General features: G+C 57.2%; 21 protein-coding genes. 12 read left to right on the forward strand and 9 right to left on the reverse strand.

Annotation, left to right across the window (positions count from 1 at the left end):
- Positions 1 to 479 precede the first annotated feature (479 nt).
- Together katG and SBL51_RS19805 are read left to right on the forward strand one after the other, a co-directional pair.
- Positions 480 to 2663 (forward strand): catalase/peroxidase HPI, encoded by a 2184-nt coding sequence (gene katG, locus SBL51_RS19800; RefSeq protein WP_317932874.1) that lies wholly within the window; start codon positions 480 to 482, stop codon positions 2661 to 2663.
- A gap of 472 nt (positions 2664 to 3135) precedes the next feature.
- Positions 3136 to 4221, forward strand: coding sequence for a diguanylate cyclase domain-containing protein (locus tag SBL51_RS19805; RefSeq protein ID WP_317932875.1), 1086 nt, complete (start codon positions 3136 to 3138; stop codon positions 4219 to 4221).
- Between the two features lie 50 nt (positions 4222 to 4271).
- Here the strand turns inward: SBL51_RS19805 and SBL51_RS19810 are convergent, their stop codons facing one another.
- Both SBL51_RS19810 and SBL51_RS19815 read right to left on the reverse strand, forming a co-directional pair.
- Positions 4272 to 4949 carry a YafY family protein gene (locus SBL51_RS19810; RefSeq protein ID WP_317932876.1) on the reverse strand — a complete coding sequence of 226 codons (678 nt, stop codon included), beginning with the start codon at positions 4947 to 4949 and terminating at the stop codon, positions 4272 to 4274.
- A 45-nt stretch (positions 4950 to 4994) separates the two neighbouring features.
- The gene (locus SBL51_RS19815; protein ID WP_317932877.1) at positions 4995 to 5363 is read right to left on the reverse strand and encodes a VOC family protein; all 369 of its coding nucleotides are present in this window, start codon (positions 5361 to 5363) and stop codon (positions 4995 to 4997) included.
- A gap of 348 nt (positions 5364 to 5711) precedes the next feature.
- On the opposite strand from SBL51_RS19815, the gene SBL51_RS19820 reads away from it, so the two are divergent.
- Positions 5712 to 6437 (forward strand): SDR family NAD(P)-dependent oxidoreductase, encoded by a 726-nt coding sequence (locus SBL51_RS19820; RefSeq protein ID WP_317932878.1) that lies wholly within the window; start codon positions 5712 to 5714, stop codon positions 6435 to 6437.
- A 9-nt stretch (positions 6438 to 6446) separates the two neighbouring features.
- Positions 6447 to 7055: a glutathione S-transferase family protein gene (locus tag SBL51_RS19825; RefSeq protein ID WP_317932879.1), complete on the forward strand. Its 609-nt coding sequence runs from the start codon at positions 6447 to 6449 to the stop codon at positions 7053 to 7055.
- A 32-nt stretch (positions 7056 to 7087) separates the two neighbouring features.
- Here the strand turns inward: SBL51_RS19825 and SBL51_RS19830 are convergent, their stop codons facing one another.
- From SBL51_RS19830 to SBL51_RS19850, 5 genes are all read right to left on the reverse strand, one after another.
- The gene (locus SBL51_RS19830; protein WP_317932880.1) at positions 7088 to 9631 is read right to left on the reverse strand and encodes an AMP-binding protein; all 2544 of its coding nucleotides are present in this window, start codon (positions 9629 to 9631) and stop codon (positions 7088 to 7090) included.
- Positions 9632 to 10214: 583 nt separating this feature from the next.
- Positions 10215 to 11228, reverse strand: a complete 1014-nt coding sequence (locus SBL51_RS19835) for a zinc-binding alcohol dehydrogenase family protein (RefSeq protein WP_317932881.1) — start codon at positions 11226 to 11228, stop codon at positions 10215 to 10217.
- Positions 11225 to 14359, reverse strand: coding sequence for a CusA/CzcA family heavy metal efflux RND transporter (locus tag SBL51_RS19840; protein ID WP_317932882.1), 3135 nt, complete (start codon positions 14357 to 14359; stop codon positions 11225 to 11227). The genes SBL51_RS19835 and SBL51_RS19840 overlap by 4 nt, the downstream gene beginning before the upstream one ends.
- The gene (locus SBL51_RS19845) at positions 14352 to 15818 is read right to left on the reverse strand and encodes an efflux RND transporter periplasmic adaptor subunit (protein ID WP_317932883.1); all 1467 of its coding nucleotides are present in this window, start codon (positions 15816 to 15818) and stop codon (positions 14352 to 14354) included. Before SBL51_RS19845 ends, SBL51_RS19840 begins: the two co-directional genes overlap by 8 nt.
- A 59-nt stretch (positions 15819 to 15877) precedes the next feature.
- Positions 15878 to 16264: a hypothetical protein gene (locus SBL51_RS19850; protein ID WP_317932884.1), complete on the reverse strand. Its 387-nt coding sequence runs from the start codon at positions 16262 to 16264 to the stop codon at positions 15878 to 15880.
- A gap of 224 nt (positions 16265 to 16488) precedes the next feature.
- Here SBL51_RS19850 and SBL51_RS19855 point away from each other — a divergent pair, with 224 nt between their 5' ends.
- From SBL51_RS19855 to SBL51_RS19870, 4 genes are all read left to right on the forward strand, one after another.
- The gene (locus tag SBL51_RS19855) at positions 16489 to 17514 is read left to right on the forward strand and encodes a molybdopterin-dependent oxidoreductase (protein WP_317932885.1); all 1026 of its coding nucleotides are present in this window, start codon (positions 16489 to 16491) and stop codon (positions 17512 to 17514) included.
- A gap of 83 nt (positions 17515 to 17597) precedes the next feature.
- Entirely contained in the window at positions 17598 to 18467 is an 870-nt protein-coding gene (locus SBL51_RS19860; protein WP_317932886.1) for a BadF/BadG/BcrA/BcrD ATPase family protein, read from the forward strand.
- 179 nt (positions 18468 to 18646) lie between these two features.
- On the forward strand, positions 18647 to 19225 hold the full coding sequence (locus tag SBL51_RS19865) for a MarR family transcriptional regulator (protein WP_317932887.1): 579 nt from the start codon (positions 18647 to 18649) through the stop codon (positions 19223 to 19225).
- Between the two features lie 30 nt (positions 19226 to 19255).
- Positions 19256 to 19798, forward strand: a complete 543-nt coding sequence (locus SBL51_RS19870) for a glutathione peroxidase (protein WP_317932888.1) — start codon at positions 19256 to 19258, stop codon at positions 19796 to 19798.
- A 76-nt stretch (positions 19799 to 19874) separates the two neighbouring features.
- Here SBL51_RS19870 and SBL51_RS19875 read toward each other — a convergent pair whose 3' ends face one another.
- The gene (locus SBL51_RS19875; RefSeq protein WP_317932889.1) at positions 19875 to 20972 is read right to left on the reverse strand and encodes a hypothetical protein; all 1098 of its coding nucleotides are present in this window, start codon (positions 20970 to 20972) and stop codon (positions 19875 to 19877) included.
- Between the two features lie 484 nt (positions 20973 to 21456).
- Here SBL51_RS19875 and SBL51_RS19880 point away from each other — a divergent pair, with 484 nt between their 5' ends.
- The 4 genes from SBL51_RS19880 to SBL51_RS19895 all read left to right on the forward strand — a co-directional run bounded on the left by SBL51_RS19880 (position 21457) and on the right by SBL51_RS19895 (position 24131).
- The gene (locus SBL51_RS19880; protein WP_317932890.1) at positions 21457 to 21798 is read left to right on the forward strand and encodes a hypothetical protein; all 342 of its coding nucleotides are present in this window, start codon (positions 21457 to 21459) and stop codon (positions 21796 to 21798) included.
- Positions 21799 to 21895: 97 nt separating this feature from the next.
- Positions 21896 to 22204, forward strand: coding sequence for a pyrimidine/purine nucleoside phosphorylase (locus tag SBL51_RS19885; RefSeq protein WP_317932891.1), 309 nt, complete (start codon positions 21896 to 21898; stop codon positions 22202 to 22204).
- Positions 22205 to 22491: 287 nt separating this feature from the next.
- Positions 22492 to 23397 (forward strand): TIGR03619 family F420-dependent LLM class oxidoreductase, encoded by a 906-nt coding sequence (locus SBL51_RS19890; protein WP_317932893.1) that lies wholly within the window; start codon positions 22492 to 22494, stop codon positions 23395 to 23397.
- A gap of 149 nt (positions 23398 to 23546) precedes the next feature.
- Complete coding sequence (locus SBL51_RS19895) at positions 23547 to 24131, forward strand: ankyrin repeat domain-containing protein (protein WP_317932894.1); 585 nt, start codon at positions 23547 to 23549, stop codon at positions 24129 to 24131.
- A 666-nt stretch (positions 24132 to 24797) separates the two neighbouring features.
- Here the strand turns inward: SBL51_RS19895 and SBL51_RS19900 are convergent.
- Positions 24798 to 25946 (reverse strand): acyl-CoA dehydrogenase family protein, encoded by a 1149-nt coding sequence (locus SBL51_RS19900; RefSeq protein ID WP_317932895.1) that lies wholly within the window; start codon positions 25944 to 25946, stop codon positions 24798 to 24800.
- Between the last annotated feature and the right edge of the window lie 570 nt (positions 25947 to 26516).

A 26516-nucleotide genomic window follows, 5' to 3' on the forward strand; every position in this document is an offset into this window, starting at 1 on the left:
GCCCGAACAGAAAGGGAGTAAGTGCCCGTTGCCATAAGAGCAGAAGAGCGGAAGAGTAGCCAAAGTATAATCCTGGCCACTTAATACCGAGCGTGGTATCAGACGTTACGATACCTGTGCCTGTACATCCATTGGGCAGTGGATGTTAGGCTCTAACAGCTGGGCAAAGAGCAAAGATGCCAGCGGCCCATATAAATAAAATAAAACAATCAAATACATTCTAATCATTTATTTTTACTAACGTTAAAGTGGCCGTATAGTCACTCCATCAGCGTCCCCTGAAAGCCTTATCAACAGTCGATAACGTTTGCCAAATCACGATAGAGCCAAGTGCTGTAGTGGGCCTACAGGGTTGAATCAGAACAGGACAACTCAATAGCAAGCGAGTGCGTACTCTGATCTTTGTCTGTAAGCGCCATAGGTAGAAACCTAATGGCCAACCTACCCCACCACCTCACTTTTAACAAAGGGGAACATCAATGAGTAACGACGCAAAAAGCAGTCAAGGCAAGTGCCCGGTTATGCACGGCGGCAATACTTCAACAACCCGCTCCAACACCGGCTGGTGGCCAAACGCACTCAACCTCGACATCCTGCATCAGCACGACAGCAAAACCAATCCGCTGGGCGAAGACTTCAACTACGCCGAAGAGTTTAAAAAGCTCGACTTAGCCGCGGTTAAACAAGATTTAAAAGACTTAATGACCGATAGCCAGGAGTGGTGGCCAGCCGATTGGGGGCACTACGGTGGCTTGATGATTCGTATGGCCTGGCACTCGGCCGGGAGCTACCGCATCGCCGACGGCCGCGGTGGTGGTGGCACCGGCAACCAACGCTTTGCGCCGTTAAACAGTTGGCCGGATAACGTCAGCCTGGATAAGGCCCGGCGATTGTTGTGGCCCATTAAAAAGCGCTATGGCAACAAGCTCTCCTGGGCCGATTTGATGATTCTGGCTGGCAACATGGCCTACGAATCTATGGGCTTGAAAACCTTTGGTTTCGCCGGTGGCCGCGCCGATATCTGGCAACCGGAGAAAGACACCAACTGGGGTTCTGAGAACGAATGGTTGGGCAAAGCGGGTGACCGCATGCGCGCCGACGAGCGCGAAGCCATGGACAACCCGTTGGCCGCTGTGCAAATGGGGTTGATCTACGTGAACCCGGAAGGGGTGGATGGCAACCCCGACCCACTGAAAACCGCCGAAGATATTCGCCTTACCTTTGCCCGTATGGCCATGAATGACGAAGAGACAGTGGCGCTCACCGCCGGCGGCCACACGGTGGGTAAATGCCACGGTAATGGTGATGCCTCCAAATTGGGGCCGGACCCAGAAGGCGCCGACATCACCGAACAGGGGATGGGTTGGCACAACCCCAACGGTAAAGGTGTTGGCCGCGATGCCATCACCAGTGGTATTGAGGGCGCCTGGACCACCAACCCAACCCAGTGGGACAACGGCTATTTCTATATGCTGTTTAACTACGATTGGGAGTTGAAAAAGAGCCCGGCGGGAGCCTGGCAGTGGGAACCGATTAATATCAAAGAGGCGGATAAACCCAGCGATGTGGAAGACCCCTCCATTAAATACAACCCCATCATGACCGACGCTGACATGGCGATGGTAAAAGATCCCATCTACCGGGCGATCTCCGAGCGTTTTTATAAAGACCCGGACTACTTTGCAGAAACCTTCGCACGCGCCTGGTTTAAATTAACGCACCGCGATTTAGGTCCGAAAGCGCGCTACCTGGGTTCTGATGTTCCGGCTGAAGATCTGATCTGGCAGGATCCGATTCCCGCCGTTGACTACAGCTTAACGGAGGCAGAAATTGCCGAGCTGAAAAAGACAATTTTATCCAGCGGCTTGAGCGTGGGCGACTTGGTCGCTACAGCCTGGGACAGTGCCCGCACCTTCCGTGGTTCAGATTATCGCGGTGGTGCCAACGGTGGCCGCATTCGGCTGGCGCCGCAAAAAGATTGGCCGGGCAATGAACCGCAACGGTTGGCCAAGGTACTGAGTGTCTTGTCGGAAATTCAGGCGGGCCTCACTAAAAAAGTGAGCATGGCCGATTTAATTGTCTTGGCCGGCAGTGCCGCTGTAGAGAAAGCCGCGCGCGATGGTGGTGTCGATATTGTCGTGCCATTTATGCCGGGGCGTGGTGATGCCACTGACGCCATGACCGATGCCGACTCCTTCGCACCGCTGGAACCCATTCACGATGGCTATCGCAACTGGTTAAAACGCGATTACTCGGTCGCCGCAGAAGAGCTGTTATTGGACCGCAGCCAGCTGATGGGATTGAGCGCGCCGGAAATGACGGTATTAATTGGTGGTATGCGCGTGCTGGGCAGCAACTATGGTGGCACCAAACACGGCGTACTTACCGAACGGGAAGGCGTACTCAGCAACGACTTTTTCGTTAATTTAACCGATATGGCTTACCGCTGGCAGACAGCCAATGACAATCTGTTTGAAATTTGCGATCGCAAAACCGGCGCAGTGAAATGGACGGCAACCCGTGTCGACCTGGTGTTTGGTTCCAACTCAATTTTGCGCTCTTACGCCGAGGTCTATGCCCAGGACGACAACCAGGAAAAATTCGTTAAGGATTTCGTTAAAGCCTGGACCAAAGTAATGAATGCCGATCGCTTCGACCATTAACTGGAACCTGGAAAATCGGTAAAAATTTATTGTTAAAACGGCTGTTGTTGGCTGCGTTGTTAAGTGGAGTAAACGATGCGCCAGCCACAAAAATTTCACCTTTTAAAAAATGCCGCAATCCGTAATTTAATCGATTGCGGCATTTGCTTTTTTACCCCGGATTTTTCCAAATACCGTTAATTAAAAATTGACTAAAAATAGAGTTAGTTTGTGCATCGTGGGCAGCTAAGTTTAGCCAATGCCCTTTGGCTGAAAAAAATCGCGCCACTAAACCGCCCATTGCTTAACTAGCAAATTCTACTATTGAACAGCGCTAATGAAACCGATACCGCTCGAGCTTTAACCGTTTAAATCGGTTAATCACTGGTTTTACCGGGTTTATGCGCTCCTCTGCTAGCTAGCCACCCATTATTGAACTAGGTTTAATGCAATACGGTCGCCGCTGATTGGTTCGAAGGAGACGATTGATCGCATGACAAACCAGGACACCGCCAAAACTCAATCCATCCTGCTGGCAGATGACTCAAAATTAGTACGCTTTACCGCCGCCAAAGTATTGGGCGATGAATTTACTGTGGTGCAGGCAGAAAATGGCGAACAAGCCTGGGAGATTTTACAGGCTAACAGTGATATCCAACTGGTGCTCAGCGATCTGCAAATGCCAAAACTGGATGGCTTTGGCCTGTTAAAAAATATCCGCAACAGCGAATCGGAGAGCGTCAGCAATTTACCGGTGATCATTATCACCGGCGCCGAAAATAGTGACGGCTCCAAGGAGGAGGCGATTGCCCTCGGCGCCACCGATTTTATCTCCAAGCCCTTTGACCACGCCCACCTGATTGCCCGGGTGCGGGCGCATATTGGCCATCAGCAGCAGACGCGAACGCTGATGGAGCGGGTCTATGTTGATAACGTCACCGGTCTGCTCACCAAAGATGGTTTTGAAAAACGGCTGGCGAAGGATGCGGCGTTTGTCTCCCGCCACCAGCACAGCCTGACGGTGATGCTGATTCAACTCAACGATTACCGCACACTGTTCGAGGCCTTTGGCCGAGCCGGCTATGACGCGGTGATGCGCAAGGTTGCGCAAATATTTAAATCATCGATTCGCCAGGAGGATACCGCGGCGCGCGCTGGGTTGGCGCAGTTTATCCTGTCGTTGCCGATGGCTGACCCGGCCAGCGCTAACATCCTGGCGCAACGCTTTACCTCCCAGGTGGAAGCGCTGGAGATTAAGGTCAAAGGTAAAACCTGGCGGTTGTCGTTGTCGATTGGGGTCTTTACTGCCCATCCGGGCAGCACTATTGACGCGGCCTCGGCTCTGGACGGCGCCCACACCGCCTTGGAAAAAACCCTGCAGCAGGGCGATGGCCAGTGTACGGTGGTATCGGCTGCACCGCCGGTCAAACCTGTTCCAATCAGTTTGGATAAACTGCTGTTTGCCATTGAAAAAACCGGTCGCCTGCCTGAGGGTTTGCCAGTTGCTGAGCTGGTGAAACGATTGCAACCGCTGCTGGCCCTGTTGCCGGAGAGCGTGCGGCGGCAGTTGCTCTCCTAAGCCAGGCCAACATTTTTAAGCGGTGGCTTAACCCCGTTATCCACCCTACTCTATTTATCTAGGGTTGCCTCAAAGTCGGCCAGGGTCTTGCCGGCTTCATCCGCGAAAGTCTCTGCTGTTTTCTGCCACTTGCTCATCCGGTCCAGGCGAAAGTGGCGGAAGGCAGCGCGCAACTCACACCAGCCGACACAGGTCCACGCCCGCCCCCAGAAGTAGATCGCCAACGGGCGGATGGTACGTTGGCTGGTTTGCTGCTGTTGGTCGCGGTAGTGAAAGGTGAATTTGTGGCGGCTATCGATCGCCTGGCGCAGATCGGGTAGCGCCTGCCAGATGGTTGGCTGGGTCATAAAGCCCGGGGCGAATACCCGCACCCGCGCCGGCTTCTCCTGCAGTTTGGCAGGCAGCACCTGCTCAATTTTTTCCAACGCTGATTGAATCTGGCTTTTGGTCTCTGGATCGGCCCAGGCGTCAAGCATGCGTGCGGCAATCACCAGCGCCTCCACCTCCTGGCTGTTGAACATCAGCGGCGGCATATCGAAGCCTTTATCGAGCTGATAGCCGACCCCGGCCTCGGCCAAGAGTGGTACGCCCCGGGCCGAGAGATCCTGCAGGTCGCGATAGACCGTGCGCTCGCTCACCTCCAGCTGCTCGGCAATGGCTTGCGCCGTGACCACCCGGCCCCGGCGCAAAATCTGCACAATCTGAAAGAGCCGGTCGGCTCGGCGCATGGCTACTCCTTGGTGTGCTGTTCGACAATCGCTACTGGGCTATCTCTACTGAGGAATGGTGTGCAGGCCCACGCGATTGCCTTCACTGTCGATAAACAGCGCAATCAGCCCCGCGGGAATCTCGGTTTTGGGCATCACCACCTTACCACCGTTGCACTCGATACGATCCAGGGCAGCGTCGAAATCGTTACTGTAGAGATAGATCACCACCCCGTCACTGCTTGGTTGGTAAGGGGCGCCGCTGACCAGCGCACCACCGGCCATACCCTCGGCGTGGGGAAAGAGGGCCATGGCAATGCCGAGCTCCTCCATGGTTTTCAGTTCGATTTTAAAAACGGCTTGGTAGAAATCGATAGCCCGTTGGAAATCGCTGGTGGGGATTTCAAACCAGGTAATTGTGGGTAGTGGTTGCATCTGCCTGCTCCTGAATAGGTTAAAGGGTTGGTTCCGGGGAACAGGGCCAGTATTGGTCAGCCCTACTGACAGCGTTCTGTCAGTAGGGTGGCGGATGCACGATTAAATTTTTATGACGGCAAAGCCCTGCATACCTGGCCGGGGCTAGGCGGAAGGCTGCGCCTGCTGAAAAGAAACAGAGCGTCGCCGATACCCCTTGTTCATGGATGCAAGCATAATGAGCGACACTAGGCCTTTGCCCTGGTGCCTGGTCTATTAGCAGCCGCTCTACGCCGGTCGCCGGCGGGGCAAGTCGGCGACTTGCCGCCGCAGCACAATAAAACCATAACAATAACCATTGGAGAGACCATGTCCGAAACACAATCCCCCCCTATTGCCGTTGTCGCCGGTGGCGGTTCCGGTATTGGCCGGGGCGCTGCCCTGCGCCTGGCGCAACAGGGCTACCAGCTGGTGCTGGTGGGCCGCACCGCAGAGAAGCTAGCCGCTGTGGCCGACGAAATTCACGCCGCCGGTGGCCAGGCGGAGTGCTTTGTCGGCGATGTTCACGACTGGCAGAAAATGGCGGAGTTGGGTGAGAGCCTGGCTGCCAAGGGAGTGGATGTATTGGTTAACTCCGCCGGCGGCCAAAGCGCGCAACCCTCGGCAGAGATGAGCCAGGAGAACTGGGAGCAGGTAATCGGCATCAACCTCAATGGTGCCTTCTATCTGTTGCGCCACCTCTACCCGGCCCTGAAAAAACGCCAGGGGGCGGTGGTGACCATCGTCGCCAACATGTGGCAACTGCCCACGCCGACCATGGCCCACTCCGCCGCCTCCCGCGCCGGCGTGGTCAATCTCACCCGCACCCTGGCCAAGGAGTGGGCGCCGGACCGCATCCGTTTAAATGCGGTGGCGCCAGGGCTGACCGACTCCGGTGCCCTGCTGCCGCAATTTAAAGCGATGGTGGAGCGTGTACCTCTGGGCCGTATTGGCGAGGTGGATGACGTGGTCGACGCGGTCATGTTTCTGGCCCACGCCAGCTACATCACCGGCGAAGTGCTGTCGGTGGATGGCGGCATCCGCTTTGGCGTGTAGGAGGTGGCCATGAAGCTCTACACCGGCCTCGGTACCAACAGCCAGGTGGTACGCCACTTTGCTCGATTAAAAGGGGTTACTTTAGCCGAGCAGTGGGTGGATATTGCCACTGGCGAGAACCGCGCGCCGGCCTTCCTGGCGAAGAACAGCCTCGGCCAGGTGCCGGTGCTGGAGCTGGCCTCGGGCCAGTGCATCAGCCAGGTGACCGCCATCTGTGAATATCTGGAGGATGAGTACCCAAGCCCGCCGTTGATTGGCCGCAGCGCCGAAGAGAAGGCCGAAACCCGCATGTGGCTGCGCCGCCTGGACCTGCTCATTCTTGAGCCGCTGGTGTCGGCCTTCAGGTATGGCCCTGGCCTCCCCTACTACCAGAAGTTACAACACTGTATTCCCGGTGCGTCGGCGGAACTGAAACTGGTGGCCGAAGAGAACCTCGCCTGGCTAAACCGCGAACTGGCCGGGCGCAGCAGCCTCTGCCGCGGCCGTTTTACCCTGGCTGACATCATGCTTTTCGCGTTTGTCGAGTTTGCCGGCGCCGCCCTGGCGTTAGCCATTACCGGAGAGCACCTAATTGCCTGGCAGGTGGCCGCGCGCCACCACCTTGCCACGGGTGCGTAACACCGGCAGCCGTTGCCTGACCAATAAGCGGCTTACTCCGGGGTGCTGCTAACCACTGCTTTGGTGAAATTGCCGGAGAGCTTTTTTAGCAGCCAAAGCCCGAAATCATAGAGGTGGTAGGCGATGATGCCGAGCAGCAGGCCAAGGCCGATGCGCAGCAGATCCACCGGCCAATCGGCGGTGATGGTATCGATGGGCGCGCGGGTGTGCAGCAGGTAGATAAACAGGCTGGTTCCGGCCAGAGTGGAGATCACCGGCACCAACAGGCGCGGCAGCGAAATTACCGGGAAGAGAATCAGACAGAGCCCGCCCAGAGTGGTGGTCACTGCCCGCGACGGGTCGCCCCAGTAAAACAGTAGGGGCAGAACGAGCGTGGCGAAAATCGGCAGCCACCGTTTGCCCGGCTCATTGGCGTAGCTGTTGATCATCATGCCTAAGGCAAACAGCCACAACACCCAGGAGATTTGCTCACCCTTCAGCGCCAGCTCCCTACCGATATGGAAATAGCCATCAATAATGCGCAGCACCACCGCCACAGCCAAAATCAAAAGAAAGTAACCGCGGTAATGATTTTTTATCCAGGCGCGCACGGGCGTTATCAGCATCGGTAAACTGACCAGCGCGATGCTCACCATCAACTCCTGAATATACCAAACACCAAAGGGGGTTTTGCTGGCGCCGGGAATATTGGCGCCCAGCAGAGTCACGTCCTGCCAACTCACCGGCTCGGAACGCAATAAACTGAAACCAATCAACACCCCCCAATAGGGCACCAGAATATTTTTAAACAGCGACGGCACAATACTGAAGAGTGAACTTCGCTGCTGCTCAAAAAATTGGAAGCGCGAATAGTTAACGCCCGACATCAACAGCATAAAGGCGGCACCACCGGCCATAAAATGGAGGCCCGAGTGGTTCATCACCACCGCCATAATGGCGTAGGCGCGCAGGGCGACGCTGGCTTCCATACGGGCGAACTTTGCCCGCGGCTTATCGGCGGCGCTCTGTGTTACCAGCTCGGTGATGGTCAGCTCGGGCCACTGGGGTGGCAGATTGCCCAACAGCTTCTCCAGTTCGACAGAGATGGCCACATAGGTGAGCGAATCGCCGCCCAGGTCGAGAAACGAGGGGTTATCGCCGTGCTTAAAATTAAAGTGGCTGGCATAGAGGGCGGCAATCTGTTCGGCCAGGGGGAGGTTACTCTGCTGCGCAGGAATGCTCTCTGCCTGGGCGATGGCCAACAGATTCTGGTAGTCGATTTTACCGGTGGCCAGCAGTGGCAATTGCGTTAGTTGCACGCTGCTAATAAAGCCGACCGGAATACCAAACTGCGCTTCAATTAACGGCTTGGCCTCAGCTGCGATGGCCGTCTCGCTGCAGAGAAACAGTGTTTTATCATCAGAGACACAGTGCCCAGCCATTTGGTGGGTGGCGAGCAACTTTTCAATATCGTCCAGGTTGCAGCGCTTGCCAAAAATTTTAGAGAAGCGTTTCAGGCGGCCAACAATGGTAAACAACCCCTGCTCATCGAATTTGGCCAGATCCCCGGTTGCCAACTCGGTCACTTCATAACCCCGGGCCAGGTCGGTAATCTCCGTGGCGTAGCCCATCATCACATTGGCACCGGTGTAGTTGAGTTCACCCACATCGCCAACACGGGTAATAACATTACCCTGCTCATCTTTTAACTCGAGCTTGCCGCCGGGTATGGCCACGCCAATGGCGCCGGGGTGAGCTTTTAACAGCTCCGGCGGTAGATAGGCGATGCGGGCCGTGGCTTCGGTTTGGCCATACATGACGAAAAAGCGCTTGTTGCCGGCTTCGGCCCAGTCGGCGTATTTTGCCAACACGCCCGCATCCAGGCGACCGCCGGCCTGGGTTAAGTAGCGCAGGCTGGGCAAGTTCTGAGCGCGAAAATCGATCCGTTCCAGCTGCTCAAAGGTGTAGGGCACACCGGCAAAGCTGGAAATCTTTTGCTCGCTGAGAAAGTTGAGAAACGTTTTATCCACCACGCTTAATTGGGTGAGCACCACACTGGCACCGGAGGCGAGATGGGAGTTGACCACACTCAAGCCGTAGCAGTAGTGAATAGGTAACAGTAAGGCGGCGCGGTCGTTGGCATTAATTGCTAAATATTGGGCGATGGCGTCGCTGTTGGCCTGCACGCTCTGGTAGGCGATGCGCACGCATTTACTGCTGCCGGTGGAGCCGGAGGTGCTGATCAACAACGCCAGGTCGGGGTGCAGGTGGTGGGCGGTTTTATCACCGGCCAACAGTTGCCAGTCGTCGTGCTTGCGATAGATCCAATTGGGGGCGAACTGGGTGTTGAGTGATTCCACCAGCTTGCTGTCGTTGCCATCACACAGCATGACGCTGTGGCCACCGTAGAGGGCGCCATAGAGGGCAATAATGGCTTCAAAGGAGTTATCCGCGGCCAGCAATAGCAGTGATTTTTCGTCACCTAATATTTGGCTGAACTGTACAACCCGCTCGTGCAGTTCCAGGTAGGTGAGTGAGCGGGTGTCGTCGACCAGGGCAGGCTTGCAGCCGTACTGGTCGAACCGGGTCCAAAACATACGAACTCCTTTTGATAACCTTTTAAATCGCAATCCCTAGCGAGTATGAATCTGCTGTCGTTAAACCTGTTTTAGCCTAGCTTTTGGCAAGTTTCCAATGGCTAAAAGGCGACGTCAAATCTAACATACCAAGCGGTCAAGCCGTCAACATTCTCTACGATGGTGTTCAAAATAAGCCGACGGCTGGGCAATTATGAAGTAGACCTAAAAACAGCAGAGGTTAAGTGGGTGGATAACGTCTTGAAAAGGATATTTGGGGGCAGTGCCTCGACGGGGTACTCATCAACTATCTCATTTTAATGCGCTGCAAAAATTTTGCTTCGGCCTCGCCTGTAACGGATGAGTGATTGGCGTTATCGACGGGGCGAGCTGCGGCAACCTTGGCCGTTAAACCACCGTTTAAGTCAGGGCTCTGCTGCCGCAACGGTTTGTTCTCTGCTGGCAAATGGCGCCGGTGGCGCTGGTGTGGGCCACCTTAGTAAGGCGGCCGGCGGCAAATATAGAAAGTGCCCCCAAGCGGGGGCACTAGCGGCGCCAATGCCGGGCTAGTAATGGCTGGATGCTGCCACGCTGCAGTGGGCCGTTAAAAGCCGGCCAACACGATTTTGCCTTTGGTGGTTTCCGACTCCACCGCGGCGTGGGCCTTGAGCAGATTGGCGGCGTTGATGGTGCCGAAGTTGGCGCTGAGGGTGGTGCGCAGGCGGCCGGCATCCACCAGTTGCGAGATCTCGCTCAGGGCCTGGTGCTGGGCGATCATATCGTCGGTGTTGAACAGTGCCCGGGTGAACATGTACTCCCAGTGCAGCGACAGGCTCTTGGGTTTGAGCAACCCCAGGTCGAGCCCGCTGGGGTCGTCGATCATACCGAACCGGCCCTGGGGCTTGAGGCAGGCGACTATCTCCGGCAGGTGCTGGGCGCTGTGGGTGAGCCCGGCGACCATGTCGACCGAACCAATACCGAGCTCGGCCAACTGCTGGCTAAGTGACTGCTGGTGGTTGATCACCTGGTGGGCACCCAGCTCCTTTACCCAGGCCTGAGTCTCGGGGCGGGAGGCGGTGGCAATCACCGTGACATCGGTTAACGCCCGCGCCAGCTGAATCAGCATGGAGCCGACACCGCCGGCGCCACCCACCACCAGCAGGCTCTGCGGGCGGCCACTTGGCTGGCGGGCAATGGCCAGGCGGTCGAAGAGCAGCTCCCAGGCGGTGAGCGCGGTAAGGGGAATGGCCGCCGCCTCGGCCGCACTCAGACTGGCCGGCGCCCGGCCAACGATGCGCTCATCCACACACTGCAACTCGGCGTTGCTGCCTGGACGGTTGATAACACCGGCGTAGAAGACCCAGTCGCCGGGCTGGAACAGGGTCACCTCGCTGCCCACCGCCTGTACCTCGCCCACGGCGTCGTAGCCAAGCACCTTCACCTCACCGGGAGCGGGTGTGGCCGTGCGCCGGATTTTGGTGTCGACCGGGTTGACCGACACCGCCGCCACCGCTACCAGCAGATCCCGGGCGCCGGGGGTGGGTGCCGGCAGGTCGATATCGACCAGGGAGTCGGGCTGCAGGGTTGGGCTGGGTTGGTGGTAGGCGATGGCTTTCATGATTGGGCTCCTTCGGGTACAGATTCGGTGCGGCTGGCCGGTTGGTATTGGTGCCATAGCAGGTAGATCACCGGCAGCAGCAGCAGCGTCAACAACAGGGTGGTAATCATGCCGCCGACCATCGGCGCTGCCAAGCGGCTCATCACCTCGGAGCCGGTGCCCTGCCCCCACAAAATAGGCACCAGGCCAACGATGGTGGCGGTGGCGGTCATCAGCACCGGTCGCAGCCGGCGGCAGGCAGCCTCGGCCACGGCGGTTTGCAGCTGGCGCGGGTGGTAGTCATTGCCCAGCTCCTGCAGCTGGCCGTTAAGGTAGACCAGCATAATCACCCCGGTCTCGATCGCCACCCCGGCCAGGGCGATCATGCCGACACCAACGGCAATGGAGAAGTTGTAGCCGAGCCAATACATAAACCAGAGGCTGCCCACCAGTGCCAGGGGAAAGGTGCCGATCAGAATGGTCACCTCACCAAAGCGGCGGAAGTTGAGGTAGAGCAGCACCACAATAATGGCCAGGGTGAGTGGCACTATGTAGGTGAGCTTGGCCTTGGCCCGGGCCATGTACTCATACTGGCCCGACCAGGTTACCGAGTAGCCGGCCGGCAGCACCAATTGCTTGGCCACCGCCCGGCGTGCCTGCTCCACGTAGGTACCCACATCGACACCGGCGATATCCACCAGCGTCCAGCCATTGAGGCGGGCGTTTTCGCTTTTGATCACCGGCGGGCCATTTTCGATATAGACGTGGGCGACATCGGCCAGGGTGATCTGCGCGCCGTCGGGGGTGACGATGGGCAGCAGGCGCAGCTGCTCGGGGGAGTCGCGATAGGCCTCCGGGTAGCGCAGGTTGACCGGGTAGCGCTCCAGCCCCTCGACTGTGGTGGTAACGCTGACGCCGCCAATGGCGGTGGCCACCAGGTTCTGGATTTCGGCGATATTGAGGCCGTAGCGGGCCGCTTGGGGGCGATCGATATCGACCTTGATGTAGCGTCCGCCCGCCACCCGCTCGGAGTAGACCGAGGCGGTGCCTGGCTGGGCCGCCAGGATCTTCTCCAGTTGCAGGCCGATGGCCTGAATCTCCGCCAGGCTGGGTCCGGCCACCTTAATGCCCACTGGCGTTTTAATGCCGGTGGCGAGCATATCGATGCGGGTTTTGATGGGCATCACCCAGGCGTTGGTGAGGCCGGGAAACTGCACCAGCTGGTTGAGTTCGGCTTTTAAGTCGGCGGTGGTCAGCCCCGGCCGCCACTCGGTTTTGGGCTTCAGCTGCACAAAGGTTTCGATCATGGTCAGCGGCGCCGGGTCGGTGGCGGTCTCGGCCCGGCCCACCTTGCCGAACACATTCTGCACCTCGGGCAGGGTGCGGATCAGCTTGTCGGTCTGTTGTAACAGCTGGCGCGCCTTGCCGATGGAGACCCCGGCGTAGGTGGTGGGCATGTACATCAGGTCGCCTTCGTCCAGGTCGGGAATAAACTCGCTGCCGATATGCTTAAGCGGCCAGACGGCACTCAGCAACAGCAGCAATGCCAGCGCCAGCACCAGTTTTGGAAAGCGCAGACAGGCGCGCAGCAGCGGCCGGTAGAGCGCCAGCAAGGCGGCGTTCAACGGGTTTTTCGCCTCTGGTAGAATGCGCCCGCGCACAAAATAACCCATCAACACCGGCACCAGGGTAATGGCCAGCGCCGCCGCCGAGGCCATGGCGTAGGTTTTGGTGAAGGCCAGTGGCGAGAACATGCGCCCCTCCTGGGCCTCCAGGGTAAACACCGGTATAAAACTGACGGTGATAATCAGCAGGCTGAAAAAGAGCGCCGGCCCCACCTCACTGGCCGACTGCGCCACCAGCTGCCAGCGGTTGTTGCCGTTTGGCGGCGTCTGCTCCAGGTGTTTGTGCAGGTTTTCGATCATAACGATGGCGCCGTCGATCATGGCGCCAATGGCGATGGCGATACCGCCGAGGGACATGATGTTGGCGTTGATGCCCTGCCAGTGCATAACGATAAACGCGGTGAGAATACCCACCGGCAGGCTGATGATCGCCACCAGTGACGAGCGTAGGTGCCAAAGAAAGAGCGCGCACACCAGCGCCACCATAAGAAACTCCTCCAGCAGTTTCTGCCAGAGGTTGTGCACCGCCCGGTCGATCAGGCCGGTGCGGTCGTAGACGGTGACCAGCTCCACCCCTTCCGGCAGGCCCGCCTTGAGCTGCTCCAGTTTGGCTTTCACGCCCCGTATCACATGTTCGGCGTTTTCACCAAAGCGCATCACCACCACGCCGCCCACGCTTTCACCCTCGCCGTTAAGCTCGGCAATCCCGCGGCGCATCTGTGGCCCCAGTTGAATATCGGCCACATCGCCCAGCAGCACCGGCGTGCCCTGCTGGTTAACACCCAACGGCACCTGTTCCAGGTCTGCCCGGCTTTTGATGTAGCCGGTGGCGCGCACCATATACTCGGCCTCGGCCATCTCCACCACCGAGGCGCCCACCTCGCGGTTGGCCTGTTGGATGGCAGTGGCGATCATGGCCAGGGGGATGTTGAAGGCGCGCAGCTTGTTGGGGTCGACCAGCACCTGGTACTGCTTGACCATACCGCCGACGGTGGCCACCTCGGAGACGCCGGGCACCGTCTGCAGCTCAAACTTTAAAAACCAATCCTGCAGGCTGCGCAGCTGGCTCAGGTCGTGCCGGCCGGTGCGGTCGACCAGGGCGTAGAGATAGACCCAGCCCACCCCGGTGGCATCTGGCCCCAGCTGGGGGGTGGCGGTCTCCGGCAGATTGGGGGCCACCTGGCTCAGGTACTCGAGTACCCGTGAGCGGGCCCAGTAGAGGTCGGTCTGCTCGTTGAAGATGATGTAGACATAGCTGTCGCCAAAGAAGGAGAAGCCGCGCACCGTGACCGCGCCGGGCACCGACAGCATGGCGGTGGTCAGCGGGTAGGTGACCTGGTCCTCCACTACCTGAGGCGCCTGGCCCGGGTAGCTGGTTTTGATGATCACCTGCACATCGGAGAGGTCGGGAATGGCATCCACCGGCGTCTGCCGGACGGAGTAGAGGCCGAGGCCGACCAGGATGAAGGTCGCCAACAGCACCAACAGACGATTGTTAACCGACCAGCGGATTATGGCCTCAATCATTGCCCACCTCCGCCGCCTCGGGCAGCGCGTGAATGGCGGTAATCAAAAACTGCCCGGCCTCCACGGCAAACTCAAAGTGCACCCGTTCACCCTCCGCCAGCCGGGTCAGGTTGATCTCCGGAGCCACGCTGAAATCGAGGGTGGCGGCCGGTCGATGCCACTTGGCAATCGCCTCGCGGCTGATGTTGAGGGTGCGTTGGTCGGCATTGATGGCATTGATGACACCGGCGACGGTGGCGGTTTTGGCCATGCTCGCCGGTGGCGCCTGCATGCGCAAAAAGTCTGAGCGCTTGCTCGATTCGGAGTCGATCAGGAACTGGGCTGAGGTCACCACCCGGTCGCCGGGCATAAGGCCGGTTAGAATCTGCACTAGGTTGCGGTCGCTCTGGCCGAGGGTGACCGCCACCGATTTGTACTCGCCGGCAGCAAGCTGCACCACCACCCGGTCCTGGTTGCCGGTGCGAATCACCGCCTCGCGCGGCACGGTAAGGGCAGCGGGCAGGGTTTGTTCAATGCGCACCTGGGTGTACATACCCGGCTTTAGCTGGTGATCCGAATTGGCAAACCGCAGCCGTAGGCGCAGAGTGCGACTCATCTCGTTGAGGCTCGGGTAGATGTAGTCGACTTGGCCCAGCCACTCCCGGCCGGGTAGAAACTCGAGGTTCATGGTCACCGGCAGACCCACGGCAATGCGGTTGGCCTGGCGGGCAAAAACCTCGGCCTCCACCCAGACGGAGTCGAGCGCGGCAATCGACATCAGCTGCACCCCCGGCTCCACGTAAAAGCCGGCGCGCACATTGAGGTTATCCAGCACACCGTTTTTGGGGGCGTAAAAGATAATACTCTGGCTCACCTGACGGCTCTTTTTCAGGCTCTGAATAAAGGTTTCGGGAATTTGCAGAGCGCGCATGCGCTCCTCGGTGGCGGCCACCAGGCGGCTATTGTTCTGATTGAGTGCCAGCAGCAGCTCCTCCTGGGCGTTGACCAGCTCCGGCGAATAGAGGCTGTAGAGCTTTTGGCCGCGGCTGACCGGGTCACCGGTGGAGCTGACAAACAGCTGTTCTATCCAGCCGTTAACGCGCGGGTGGATATGTTCCAGCTGGTTCTCGTCGTACTGTACAAAGCCGACGGTTTCGATATTCGGAGTAAGTACTCGCTCATCGGCTGTGGCCGTGCGCACGCCCAGGTTATTGATCACCGTGGGCGTTATGCGGACGGCGCCAGGGTTGTCGGTACTACTCGGGGCCTCTTTATAAACCGGCACCAGGTCCATGCCCATGGGCGACTTGCCGGGGGCATCGCGGCGGTAGTTGGGGTCCATGGGCGCCACCCAATAGAGTGGCTGGCGCTCGGCGGGCTGCTCGGTCGGTGCCGGTTGCAGGGCAAAATAGAGGGTCGGCAGAGCGCCCAGGGCAAGGCCCAGGGCCAGCATCGGCCAGGCTCGGGATTTTAAATGCACGCTAAAAACTCCTAAAGATACGGTGGTGTGGCCCAAATTGCGGGCGGATTAAGCCTGTATCAGAGGAGGATGGGAGGGTGATATAAACCGCTTTGGGGGGAGCTCACCAGGGCAACCGCTGTGGTGCTCTCGAATTGAAAGAGGAGTGGCTCAATGGCTGTCGGTTCCGCCGGCGGCAGGGCGAAAATACCCAGACAGTGGCCGCTGGCACAGCTGCCGTGGCAACAGCTACCGGCAACCTTGGCCGGCTGGGGTTGGGCGGCGTCTTCAGCCTGATGGTGGCAGTGGTCCTGGGCGCTCTGCTGGTGGCTCGCGGCCGCCTGCTCGTCTTGGATTGGTGTGGCCTCGTGCTGACAACCACCGCCGGCCATAGCGCGCGTCGCCAGCGACAGAAGCAGCAGCAGGCAGAGGCAGTGGCTGAATTTACGGCTAAGTCGACGCGTCATTGGTTCGCCATTGGCTAAATCATGAGCGGCGCAGTGTAACAAAAGCCCACAGCGACAACCAGTTTCGGATCAAAAACCGAGCTGATATTGTCACAATCGTTATAAAAACCGCAGTTGGCGCCTAAAAACAGCCATCAGCGAAATAAAAACGGCGGTTGGCGGTGCAGAATCGACCAGCCAGGCAAAGGCGAGTGCCAGGTTGCCAGTGAATCCGCAGGAGAGACATGAGCCGAGAACCGCAATTACCACCCCGCCAGCAGCTGACCGACAAATTTCCCCTGGTAGGCGAACAGAGAGCCAGCACCGAGCTGACCACCGACAACTGGCGGTTAACCATTACCGATGCCCTTGGCCGGGTGCAACAGCTTACCTTTGCCGAGCTGTTGGCCCTGCCGCAAACCGACTATGAGCGGCCGATTCACTGCGTTACCCGCTGGAGCCGCCTGGGCGACCGCTTCACCGGTGTGCTGCTGGCTGATTTGGTGGCCGAACTGGGGCTGGACACCGGTGCCCTCTTTGTGCGCTTCGTCGCCTACTCGGCGCGCAACCACGACACCTCCCTGCCCACTGCCGTCTGCCTGCAGGAGGCGGTGATGTTGGTGCACGCCATCAATGGCCAGCCGCTGGCGCCAGAACACGGCTTTCCGGTGCGCACCTTTGCCCCCACGCGTTATTTCTACAAGAGTTTGAAGTGGTTGCAGGCGATTGAGTTTATCGAACAGGACCAGCTCGGCTTCTGGGAGCGCGGTGGCTACCACAACAACGCCGACTACCGCAGCGAGCAGCGCTACGTCACCGGCAACCTGACCGGTCGCGAACTGGAGAAACTGCGCCAAGCTAAAAATTTCAAGAAATACCAGGGCCAGGTGTTAATCTCACTCGACCTGTCGAATCTGGATCTGACCGGTATGAATTTACAGGGGGTGCAGCTTAAAAACTGTAATCTCGATGGCTGTAAACTGGCCGGCGCCAACTTAAGCGGCGCCAACCTCTCCAACTCATCGTTGATGGGCGCCGATTTAACCGCCGCCAACCTGGCCGGCGCCGACCTCGACGGCGTGCTGTTCATGGGCGCGACCTTGATCAATGCCAATTTCGATGGCACGTTTCTCAATGCCACCGAGTTTATCCGCGAAGGCCTGCCAGCGGCCCTGGTGGCGGGTATGCACTTTCAGGATGCCCAGTGCAGTGGTTTAATTAGCCGCCAACTGGACTATCTATTGGCGCACGGCGCCCAATCGAAACGCTAAACGTCACGGGTTGCCAGTGTCTGAGCCACCTGCCACAGAGCAACAGCAACGCATAAACACATCGACCAAAAGCGAACAGAGACATGTATTTTTTAGGCATTGATGGCGGCGGCAGTAACTGCCGGGCACGATTGGAATCCGCCACCGGCGAGTTGCTGGGTTTTGGTCAGGCGGGGCCGGCCAATGTCGCCAGCAACCCCGAGGTGGCCAAGGCCAATATCCTGGCGGCCACCGCCGATGCGGTGGCCAGTGCCAATATCACCCCCGCCGAGCACCTGCCCATCCATGCGGTGCTGGGGCTGGCCGGCTACAACCTGGCCGCCGGCCGGGTGGCCATGGCCGAGTGGCGCTCCCCCTTCGCCAACACCTTTGTCACCAGCGATATGCACATTGCCTGCGCCGGCGCCCACGCCGGCCAGGATGGCGCGATTATGATCGTCGGTACCGGCTCATCGGCGATTCTCTGTTTGGGCGAGCAACTGCAGGAGGTGGGTGGCTACGGCCTGCCCCTGGGTGACCAGGCCAGCGGCGCGGAGATGGGGTTAACGGCAGTGCAGCTGGTGTTGCAGTGCCTCGATGGCCTGCTGCCCACTACGTCACTGGTGCAGCGGGTATTGCAGCAGGTGGCGGTGACCAGCGCCACCGAGCTGGCCGAGATCTTCCACAAGGCCAAGCCGGTCGACTTCGCCCGCCTGGCGCCGGTGGTGGTGGAGCTGGCCCGCAGTGGCGACCCCCACGCCGAGGCGATAGTCGCCAAGGCGATCAGCTACATGACGCGCATGATCAGCCATCTGCAGCAGGCCGGCGCGCCGCGCATCTCCCTGGTGGGTGGCCTGGCCGAGGTGTTGGCCGCCTTTCTGCCTGAGGAGCTGCAGGCCAAGCTGGCAGCGGCGGCCATGAGCCCGGTGGAGGGCGCCGCCCTGCTCGCCCGGGAGAAGTTTGCTACCCCCTAGCAGCTGCGCCGGGGTGTGATGGTCTGCCTGTCAAAAATTAAATTGTGCACAATTTAATTGTGTATTAGGGTAAGACCTTTCGAGGTTGAGCTACAACCGAACAGCGGACAGCCAGTAATCAGAAGCCTGATAACTGGCAGGCCAAGGCCTAGCACATACACCCGAGAGCCGGTAAACCGATGCCGAATAGCCCTAAGCCCAACGCCAAAATGTCAGCTATCAGCGAACCGAAAACCGATTTGACGCCGGAACCCAGCTACGACCGCTTGAAGCTGGATGCCCAGCTCTGCTTTCCCATCTACGCCGCCAACAATTTGATTACCCGCGCCTATCGCTCACTGCTGGAACCTCTGGGACTCACCTACCCCCAATACCTGGTAATGCTGGTGCTTTGGGAGACACCACAAATTGCCATGGCCGAGCTAGCACGCCGGCTGTTGCTCGACTCCGGTACCCTCACCCCGTTGCTCAAGCGCATGCAGGCAGCGGGGCTGCTGGAGCGCCGCCGGGCCAGCAGTGATGAGCGCCGTCTTATTATTGAACTGACCAGTGCCGGGGCCGACCTAAAAGCTCAGGCGCGCACCATACCCGAGGCCATGGCCTGCCGGCTGGCGGCCGAGCAGGAGTGGCTGGCCGGCCTGCGCATGGACATTAAACAACTGGTTACTCTGCTGAGTGAGCCAGGTAATTCAGCCAAGCAAAACGATTATGCCGATCAAGAAAAACAAGCAAAGCCGGGTGAAAACCCAGCTACCTAACCGCCAATAACAGCAACAAGGGGAATAACTATGAGCAGCATTCACGATATCGAGGTCACCACCATCGACGGCAGCCCCGTCAAACTGGGCGACTACGCCGGCAAAGCACTGTTGATTGTCAACGTCGCCTCTGCCTGTGGCCTGACGCCACAGTACGAAGCCCTGGAAGCGCTCTACGAAGCGAAAAAAGATCAAGGCTTGGAGGTGCTGGGCTTCCCGTGCAACCAATTTGGCGCCCAGGAGCCAGGCACCGAAGCGGAAATCAAAGAGTTCTGTACAATGAAATTCGGGGTGAAATTCCCCATGTTTTCAAAAATTGAGGTCAATGGTGACGGCCAACACCCGCTCTACCAAACCCTGCTCGGTGCCATTCCCGCCCGCACCAAAGCGCCGGACAGCGGCTTTGAAGAGAAGATGATCGCCTATGGCAAAGAGGTTAAAGATGGCGCGGTGATGTGGAATTTCGAGAAGTTTCTGGTCTCCCCCACCGGCGATGTCATCGGCCACTTTGCCCCGGATATGACCCCCGATCACCCCATCCTCGCCGAAGCCATTGAGAAAGCCCTGGCGTAAGCGAAAAAACCCGGCCGAGGCCGGGTTTTTTTATGCCTGTGAAGACCATGTTTTGCAGCAGATAATGCGCCGCCAACTAATCCACAGTGGCGCGCAGCTGCACGCGAACGATGTCGCCGCTGGTTACCGTCAACCCGGCAGCAACACAGTCGAAATAGTTGCCCGTTAGCGTAATCGAGACGCGTTGGTGGGTGGTCTGATTGACGCAGAGGGCGTCATAGACACCGGCACCACGAACGGAAACGGATACTACCGGTTCGAGTTCAACGGCCCGCACCCGATAGATGGCGAACTCCTGGTCGCTGATCATGGCGATCAAACTCCCCCCGAGCAAATCGATAAAATCTTTGGTATTACCCAGTACGGCAATGGTACCGGTTTGCAAGGTGGTAACACTGTCCCACACCTTAACCTCGTCGGCCTGGTTGTTGGTGTAGACGGAGGTGCCATCGATCGAGTAGTGGATGGCGCGGGGATAGGCGCCGGTGGCATAACTGAAAAACTGGCCATCCAGCAGGTCGACCGCCAGCGCCTGGCCGTTACTGCCCAGGGTATTGAAATCATTTTTAATCAGCAGCTGGGGTTCGCTGGGCGTGACTTCAAAAACGCCGGTACTGGCGGGGCTCAAGCCACGGTTGGCAAAAATAAGCTTGCTGCGGTCGGGGGTGAGCTCAATGGCGCCGCGCGTGTAGGTGGAGAGGCCACCGGTAAAGGCGCTGACGTATTGGCCGGTGGTGCGGTCCACCCGCATGATGCCGCCGCTCTGTGTCGCGGTGGTGACAAAAATTTGGTTGCCGGCGACGGCAATCTCATAGCCCTCGTAGGGAATGGCGATGGGATCGAGAAATAGGTTGGTTAGCAGGTCGATAACAAAGATCTGGTTCCAACCGCTAACGGTGACATAAGCCAACTGATCGGTCTCGTCGAGGGCGACATCATTGGGCGCGCCGGGTAGTGGGATCGCGGCCAGTTGGCTCAGTGATCTGGCACTAATAACTAACAGCTGATTGCCGAGCTGGTCGGGTACGTATACAAAATCACCTGTGCTGTCGGTCGCCAACTGCAAGCCGGTGGCATTGGTTGAAAAAACCTTTTCAATCTGGGCGTTGGCCAGCGGCGCGAAGAGCGGCAGGCAGGCGAAAATTAATAGGGATTTTAATAGTTTGCTTGTCATTGTATTGCCTATCTCTCATGTGATTTATAAGGGTGTAAAGCCACGTTAAAAGTGTTGCCGGTGTTTGCTGACCACTAATTTATTGAAAGTTAATTCAGTAAAATCCAACCGCTAGCGGCCCCCAAAAATCTAGGTGAAGATAGTATTTATGCAGTAGTGAATAGATTGAATTTAAACAGAAAAGCTGATAAAACCTGTGGCAAATAACAGGCCGTTGGCGGCTATATTTACCATTTTCTGAACCAGAAAAATTGATATGGTAATCGCAGGCTACACTGGAAAAGCAGCCGGTGTTGGTAGGCATAAACGCTTGCAAAACTCGACTCTTACCAAGAGTTTATCGCCAACCCAATATTCAGGAAAAATGGCCATTAGCGGTTAGTTTCTTAGCTCGAGGCGACCGTAATGTGTTAGCGCTGGCGTTGGAATACGAAGTTAATTCTCATCGAAACGCTATTGGCGCACTTCCTAAGAGGAGTTGTAAATGTTCAGCATGCTTTGGTTGATTGGAGTGGGCTTGATTGTGGCAGCGCTACTCAGCCACTACCTGTTTATCCGACGTCTGCAGCTCCACCACGGTGATCTGTATCACGCGTTGGGAACGCCGGCTTTCTCTACCCAATACCCCATCTCACGTTGGTTGCAGTGGCGCAAACCGACTAATGGTGCTGACGTGGATGCCTACAGCGAATTTATGCTTAATAGTGGCTGGTTATCGATTGCCGACCCGCGCCTAACCTGCCTGGCCCTTATCCGCTGCTATGCGCAGGTGGCCTTGGGACTGCTACTGTTGGCGGTTGTGGCTATCTATCTTTGGCTAGTGTGAGGCTGGTGATATGCCGTTGAATCGGAGTATGATTCGCTCCCGATTTTTTAAGCGCACACAGCCGAAACTCGGCTGGTTAAGCCCCCCAGGAGCAACCATGACTGAATTTAACAATGTAACCGTAGTAAAAGCAGCCAACATCTATTTCGATGGCAAGGTGACCAGCCGCATCGTGCTGTTTGCCGATGGCACTAAGAAAACCCTGGGCATCATGATGCCGGGCGAGTACGAGTTTGGTACCGACTGCAAAGAGCTGATGGAGATCACCGCCGGCGAGCTGGAAGTGCAACTGCCAGGCGCCACTTGGCAAAAAATCAGTGGCGGCCAGAGCTTTGAAGTGCCGGCCAACGCCAAATTCCAACTGAAAGTAAGCCAGGTAACCGATTACTGCTGCAGTTACTTTTAATTCCCCCGCCAAGGGTTGGCTGGGTTCTGGCCAGCCTTTGGCTGCGCTTGGGGCGCCATGCTTGTATTGGCCCCAGCAAGACACCGGCCCTCGCTTCACACATAGAACACCACCGACAATCTAAATTTTACTGCCTGCCAACCTTGCCTACCGGCAAATAGATGGGCCACAAACGATAAAATTATCCATTAAAAAAATAATAAAAAATTAGCAGTACTCATTAGCACAAATAAAAAACAATAAATTAAATAAAAGTAACGATAAGAAAAACGTACAAGAGGTGCTCAATGAAATTCAACGCCTATTTACCGGTGGGCAACGTTACACCCGGCCAGTTTCAATCCAAACAGGCCATCAAAGAGATGGTTACTGCTCTGGAGAAGGCAAAGTTTGCTATCTGCTGCGTAACCGACCACCCAGCCCCCTCTTCGGCTTGGCTCCATGCCAGTGGCCACGATGCATTGGATCCGTTCACAGCGCTGGCGGTAGCCGCCGCTTACAGTGAATCACTGCTCTTACAAACCAATATTCTGGTACTGCCCTACCGCAACCCATTTATCACCGCCAAGGCAGCCACCACCTTGCAGGTATTGTCGGATAATCGCTTTATTATGGGTGTTGGCACCGGCTACCAAAAAGAGGAGTTCGATGCACTGGGGATTGATTTCCACAAGCGCGGCAAGCTTACCGATGAAGCCCTGCAAACACTGGCGCAAATTTGGCGGGGTGGCAGTATCGTCGCCGAGGGGCTGAATTTTAACGCGGTCGGCAATGAGCCGCGGCCAACACCGGCAGTGCCCCCCAAAATATGGATTGGTGGCAGCAGTGCCAAAGCCATGGAGCGGGCCGCTAAAGCTGACGGCTGGTGCCCGTTTTTTTCTGTGCCGCGGTTAACCCAATCGAACCAGGATACCGGCATTCACACCGCCAAAGATCTGCAGGAAAAAATCGAGCAACTCCGCACTATGCGAAGTGAAGTGGGCAACAGCCCAGAGTGCGAAATCACCGTTGCGCCCGCGCTGCGACTAAAAAGTATCGAGTCACCCGAAACCGAGCGGTACATAGAGCAATTAATTGAAATGAAAAGTGCGGGTGTCACCTGCGCTACTGTCTATCTACCCCACCCAAGTAGGGCCAGCTATTTAGAAAATATTCAGTGGTTTAAAGAGGTTGTTGTGCCGCAGTTGGGTTAATAGCAAACAGTCGGGCAAATTGATGAACTATAAAAACTCAGCGATTCTCCAAAATTTAATATGAGCGAAAAGTTAGTGGAAATAGAATAAAAGCAAGGAGACAGGCACTCAAAATCTCTATCCGGCAGTTACTTTGACTAAAAAATATAATGAAAATAGATGATCCATTTGCACTATACGAAACAGCTTTTAAAGATGATGCTGACAGTATCAGGGTACTAGTGTTAGAGGGTTGTATGGATCCTGGTGCTCTTCATCCAAAATCCGGCCATACGCCAATACATTTAGCCTGTGAAGCAAACTCGTTAAATGCCATCGTTGCATTGCTCGCCTTAGGTGCAGACCCTAATCAGAAGTACAGCAAAATATCTCGGGTGGATGGGCGTAGGACTTTGGATCAAACCACGGCGCTGGCGAATGTTGTAAGCGGTGAGGCGGCCGAACTATTGATCAGTGCAGGTGCTATTGTGGATGAAATCGATGGCGAGGGGTTTACCCCTCTGGCCAAAGCCGCTATCAAGCGTTATCCCGCAGTGGTTGAAGCCCTACTCAACGGAGGAGCAGATCCGAGCAGAAAATTATCGATAGATGGTTCGACGATAACGGTTGCTGAGTTAATAGACCATAAAATAGCTGTATTGAAACAAACCTTCGGTGACGATTTGAACTGTGCCCAGCAATCCTACCTACACGAACTTGCTCAGATTCAAGAGTTATTAAATATCAAGAATTAGGGTAATCGCTATGGCTAGTTCTTTATCGCCATATAATTTCCGCTCAAGCAACTATTTGCTTCAAAAACCATCGCCACTTGCTTTCGAACGATAAGTCTCAGCCACCAAGCAAAACAAAACCAAAGCCCTCCGCCGCCGGGATGGAAAATGCCTCGCAAAGTAAGACAAATCCCTCATAAAGTAAGAAAAATGCCCCACCAACAGGGAAAATTGCCCCGGTCACTAGCATAAATGCCTCCCCAGCAGGCAATTTGCCCCCCGAAGTGAGAAAAATGGTTCTGCCACCGGCCATCTTCTACCAGCAACCGGCAAAAATAGTGTCGCCGCTAGCAAATTGCCCCTCACCGGGAGAATGGCGAGCCTTTTACAGCCATTGTTCTACCCGCCAGTAGCATTTATCTAACAACCAGCGGCATTTAACTCACTCAACCCGAAAAGGGCGACGGTCGAAGTGGCAACCATGTCACTCAAACAGGGAAAGCTTTGGACCAGTAATCGGCGTAGCTTTGTGCTTGGGCCTGCCAAGATTCCTTAGCCTCTAAATTCAGCCTTAGTCTATAGCGTTACTAAGCAAACCGGCCGCCACTCGACAATCCTTTGTATGACGCCTGTGCAACAGGCCTTCGCCAAAGGTGTAGTCAAAACATCCGGTGGCCTGAACAGGAGTTACGCCAACGGATGGTTCGGCTCCAACCCCAGTTGATGGCGGCCGGCCAGCTCCCGGCTGGCATCCCAATCCCAGAAGGCATGAGTGCACAGGGTATTGAGATCCCGCCAGTAGCGCTGCATGGGTTTGTCGAGATGAAAGCTGGAGGCGCCGGAGTTGGTCATCATGGTGTTAACGGTGTTGAGGGCAAGGCGGGAGAGAAAGGCCACCCGCCCCTTGAAATCCAGCCGCTGCTCCAGGGTAAAGGGCTGTTTGTTGGCAAGCGTCAACAGCTTCTGCAGATTGAACCGGGCCAGGTCCCGAGTGGTTTGGCTGGCGATTCTCGCTTCACCCAAATTAATGTGCGCGTGCTGTTGATCCTTCACCACTGCGCCACTGAAATTTCTGACCCGCTGGGCGACACTGGCCGCGTACTCCTCATAAGCGCCCAACAACCCGCCAGTGACGACACCGGCGATGGTGTTATAGGCGATGGGCAGCACGGGTAAGGAGTAGATGGGGTTGGCGTAACGCAGCGAGCCCGGCGTCGGCCCGGCGGCAAACTCCGCCTGGCTGGTGGTGCGATGGTGGGGGACGAACACCTTATCGAGCACCACCTCATTACTGCCGGTGGCTGCCATGCCGGTAAAATGCCAGACATCCTCTACCTGCACATCGCTGGCGGGCAGCAGGAACATCCAGGCCGCGCCTTCGCCAACACCACTCACCAGCACCCAATCGGCGTGCATAATACCACTGCCCCAGGGCGCTTTGCCGCTCACCAGCCAGCCGCCGTCGGTGGCCTCGGCCGTCATCACCATGGCATTGATCGCCGGCATAAGGGCAAAGCCACGGCTGCCAAATACCTCCTGTTGTGCCTGCTCGCCCATTTTCGCCACGTACATATTGTGGTTGATGTAAAAGGCGGTAATCCAACCGGTCGAAACACAGGCACTGCTGATAATCTCGACCACCTCCAGCATGGTGGCCAGGCTCGCTTCCGCCCCGCCCCACTCTTTGGGCACCAGCATCTGCATAATGCCGGCCTCAATCAGCTCCTGGATGGAGTCATCGTGCGGCCGGCGCAGCGCCTCTGCCTCGGCGGCTCGGGCCTTGATGGCGGGCGCCAGTTGCCGCGACCTGGCGATTAATGTTTGGTCGGTGGTCATAAATTCCCTCTTTTTGCTGATCAGTGTTTGGTCGGCGTTAGCCGGAGCTTACCCTAGCAATAGTAGTTATGACATAACAATATATCTAAATGGGTGAGTGGAGATGAGCCGGATACTGGTGAAGAGGGTGGGATTAACCTGCAGTAGATTTAACCTTCGCTTGGGCGACCGCCGGTCGCCCCTACGGGTTTCGGTTTGCGGTGGAGGTTAACTGTCTGCCTGTAGGGGCGATCGGCGATCGCCCGAGAGGGCTGGGTTTAACCCCGCAATCAATTTAATCCGCAGGTGGGCGACCGCCGGTCGCCCCTACGGGTTTCGGTTTGCGGTGGAGGTTAACTGTCTGCCTGTAGGGGCGATCGGCGATCGCCCGAGAGGGTGGGGTTAACCGCGCAATCCATTTAATCCGCAGGTGGGCGACCGCCGGTCGCCCCTACGGGTTTCGGTTTGCGGTGGAGGTTAACTGTCTGCCTGTAGGGGCGATCGGCGATCGCCCGAGAGGGTTGGATTTAACCCCGTAATCCATTAACCCGCAGATGGGCGGCCGCCGGTTGCCCCTACGGGTTTCGGTTT

The organism is Halioxenophilus sp. WMMB6, from assembly GCF_033283405.1.
Taxonomy (GTDB): domain Bacteria; phylum Pseudomonadota; class Gammaproteobacteria; order Pseudomonadales; family Cellvibrionaceae; genus Halioxenophilus.

Excerpts from the sequence above, each read along its gene's own strand:
- katG (WP_317932874.1), top strand. The coding sequence starts at position 480 with ATGAGTAACGACGCAAAAAGCAGTCAAGGCAAGTGCCCGGTTATGCAC.
- SBL51_RS19805 (WP_317932875.1), top strand. The coding sequence starts at position 3,136 with ATGACAAACCAGGACACCGCCAAAACTCAATCCATCCTGCTGGCAGAT.
- SBL51_RS19810 (WP_317932876.1), bottom strand. The coding sequence starts at position 4,949 with ATGCGCCGAGCCGACCGGCTCTTTCAGATTGTGCAGATTTTGCGCCGG.
- SBL51_RS19815 (WP_317932877.1), bottom strand. The coding sequence starts at position 5,363 with ATGCAACCACTACCCACAATTACCTGGTTTGAAATCCCCACCAGCGAT.
- SBL51_RS19820 (WP_317932878.1), top strand. The coding sequence starts at position 5,712 with ATGTCCGAAACACAATCCCCCCCTATTGCCGTTGTCGCCGGTGGCGGT.
- SBL51_RS19825 (WP_317932879.1), top strand. The coding sequence starts at position 6,447 with ATGAAGCTCTACACCGGCCTCGGTACCAACAGCCAGGTGGTACGCCAC.
- SBL51_RS19830 (WP_317932880.1), bottom strand. The coding sequence starts at position 9,631 with ATGTTTTGGACCCGGTTCGACCAGTACGGCTGCAAGCCTGCCCTGGTC.
- SBL51_RS19835 (WP_317932881.1), bottom strand. The coding sequence starts at position 11,228 with ATGAAAGCCATCGCCTACCACCAACCCAGCCCAACCCTGCAGCCCGAC.
- SBL51_RS19840 (WP_317932882.1), bottom strand. The coding sequence starts at position 14,359 with ATGATTGAGGCCATAATCCGCTGGTCGGTTAACAATCGTCTGTTGGTG.
- SBL51_RS19850 (WP_317932884.1), bottom strand. The coding sequence starts at position 16,264 with ATGACGCGTCGACTTAGCCGTAAATTCAGCCACTGCCTCTGCCTGCTG.
- SBL51_RS19855 (WP_317932885.1), top strand. The coding sequence starts at position 16,489 with ATGAGCCGAGAACCGCAATTACCACCCCGCCAGCAGCTGACCGACAAA.
- SBL51_RS19860 (WP_317932886.1), top strand. The coding sequence starts at position 17,598 with ATGTATTTTTTAGGCATTGATGGCGGCGGCAGTAACTGCCGGGCACGA.
- SBL51_RS19865 (WP_317932887.1), top strand. The coding sequence starts at position 18,647 with ATGCCGAATAGCCCTAAGCCCAACGCCAAAATGTCAGCTATCAGCGAA.
- SBL51_RS19870 (WP_317932888.1), top strand. The coding sequence starts at position 19,256 with ATGAGCAGCATTCACGATATCGAGGTCACCACCATCGACGGCAGCCCC.
- SBL51_RS19875 (WP_317932889.1), bottom strand. The coding sequence starts at position 20,972 with ATGACAAGCAAACTATTAAAATCCCTATTAATTTTCGCCTGCCTGCCG.
- SBL51_RS19880 (WP_317932890.1), top strand. The coding sequence starts at position 21,457 with ATGTTCAGCATGCTTTGGTTGATTGGAGTGGGCTTGATTGTGGCAGCG.
- SBL51_RS19885 (WP_317932891.1), top strand. The coding sequence starts at position 21,896 with ATGACTGAATTTAACAATGTAACCGTAGTAAAAGCAGCCAACATCTAT.
- SBL51_RS19890 (WP_317932893.1), top strand. The coding sequence starts at position 22,492 with ATGAAATTCAACGCCTATTTACCGGTGGGCAACGTTACACCCGGCCAG.
- SBL51_RS19895 (WP_317932894.1), top strand. The coding sequence starts at position 23,547 with ATGAAAATAGATGATCCATTTGCACTATACGAAACAGCTTTTAAAGAT.
- SBL51_RS19900 (WP_317932895.1), bottom strand. The coding sequence starts at position 25,946 with ATGACCACCGACCAAACATTAATCGCCAGGTCGCGGCAACTGGCGCCC.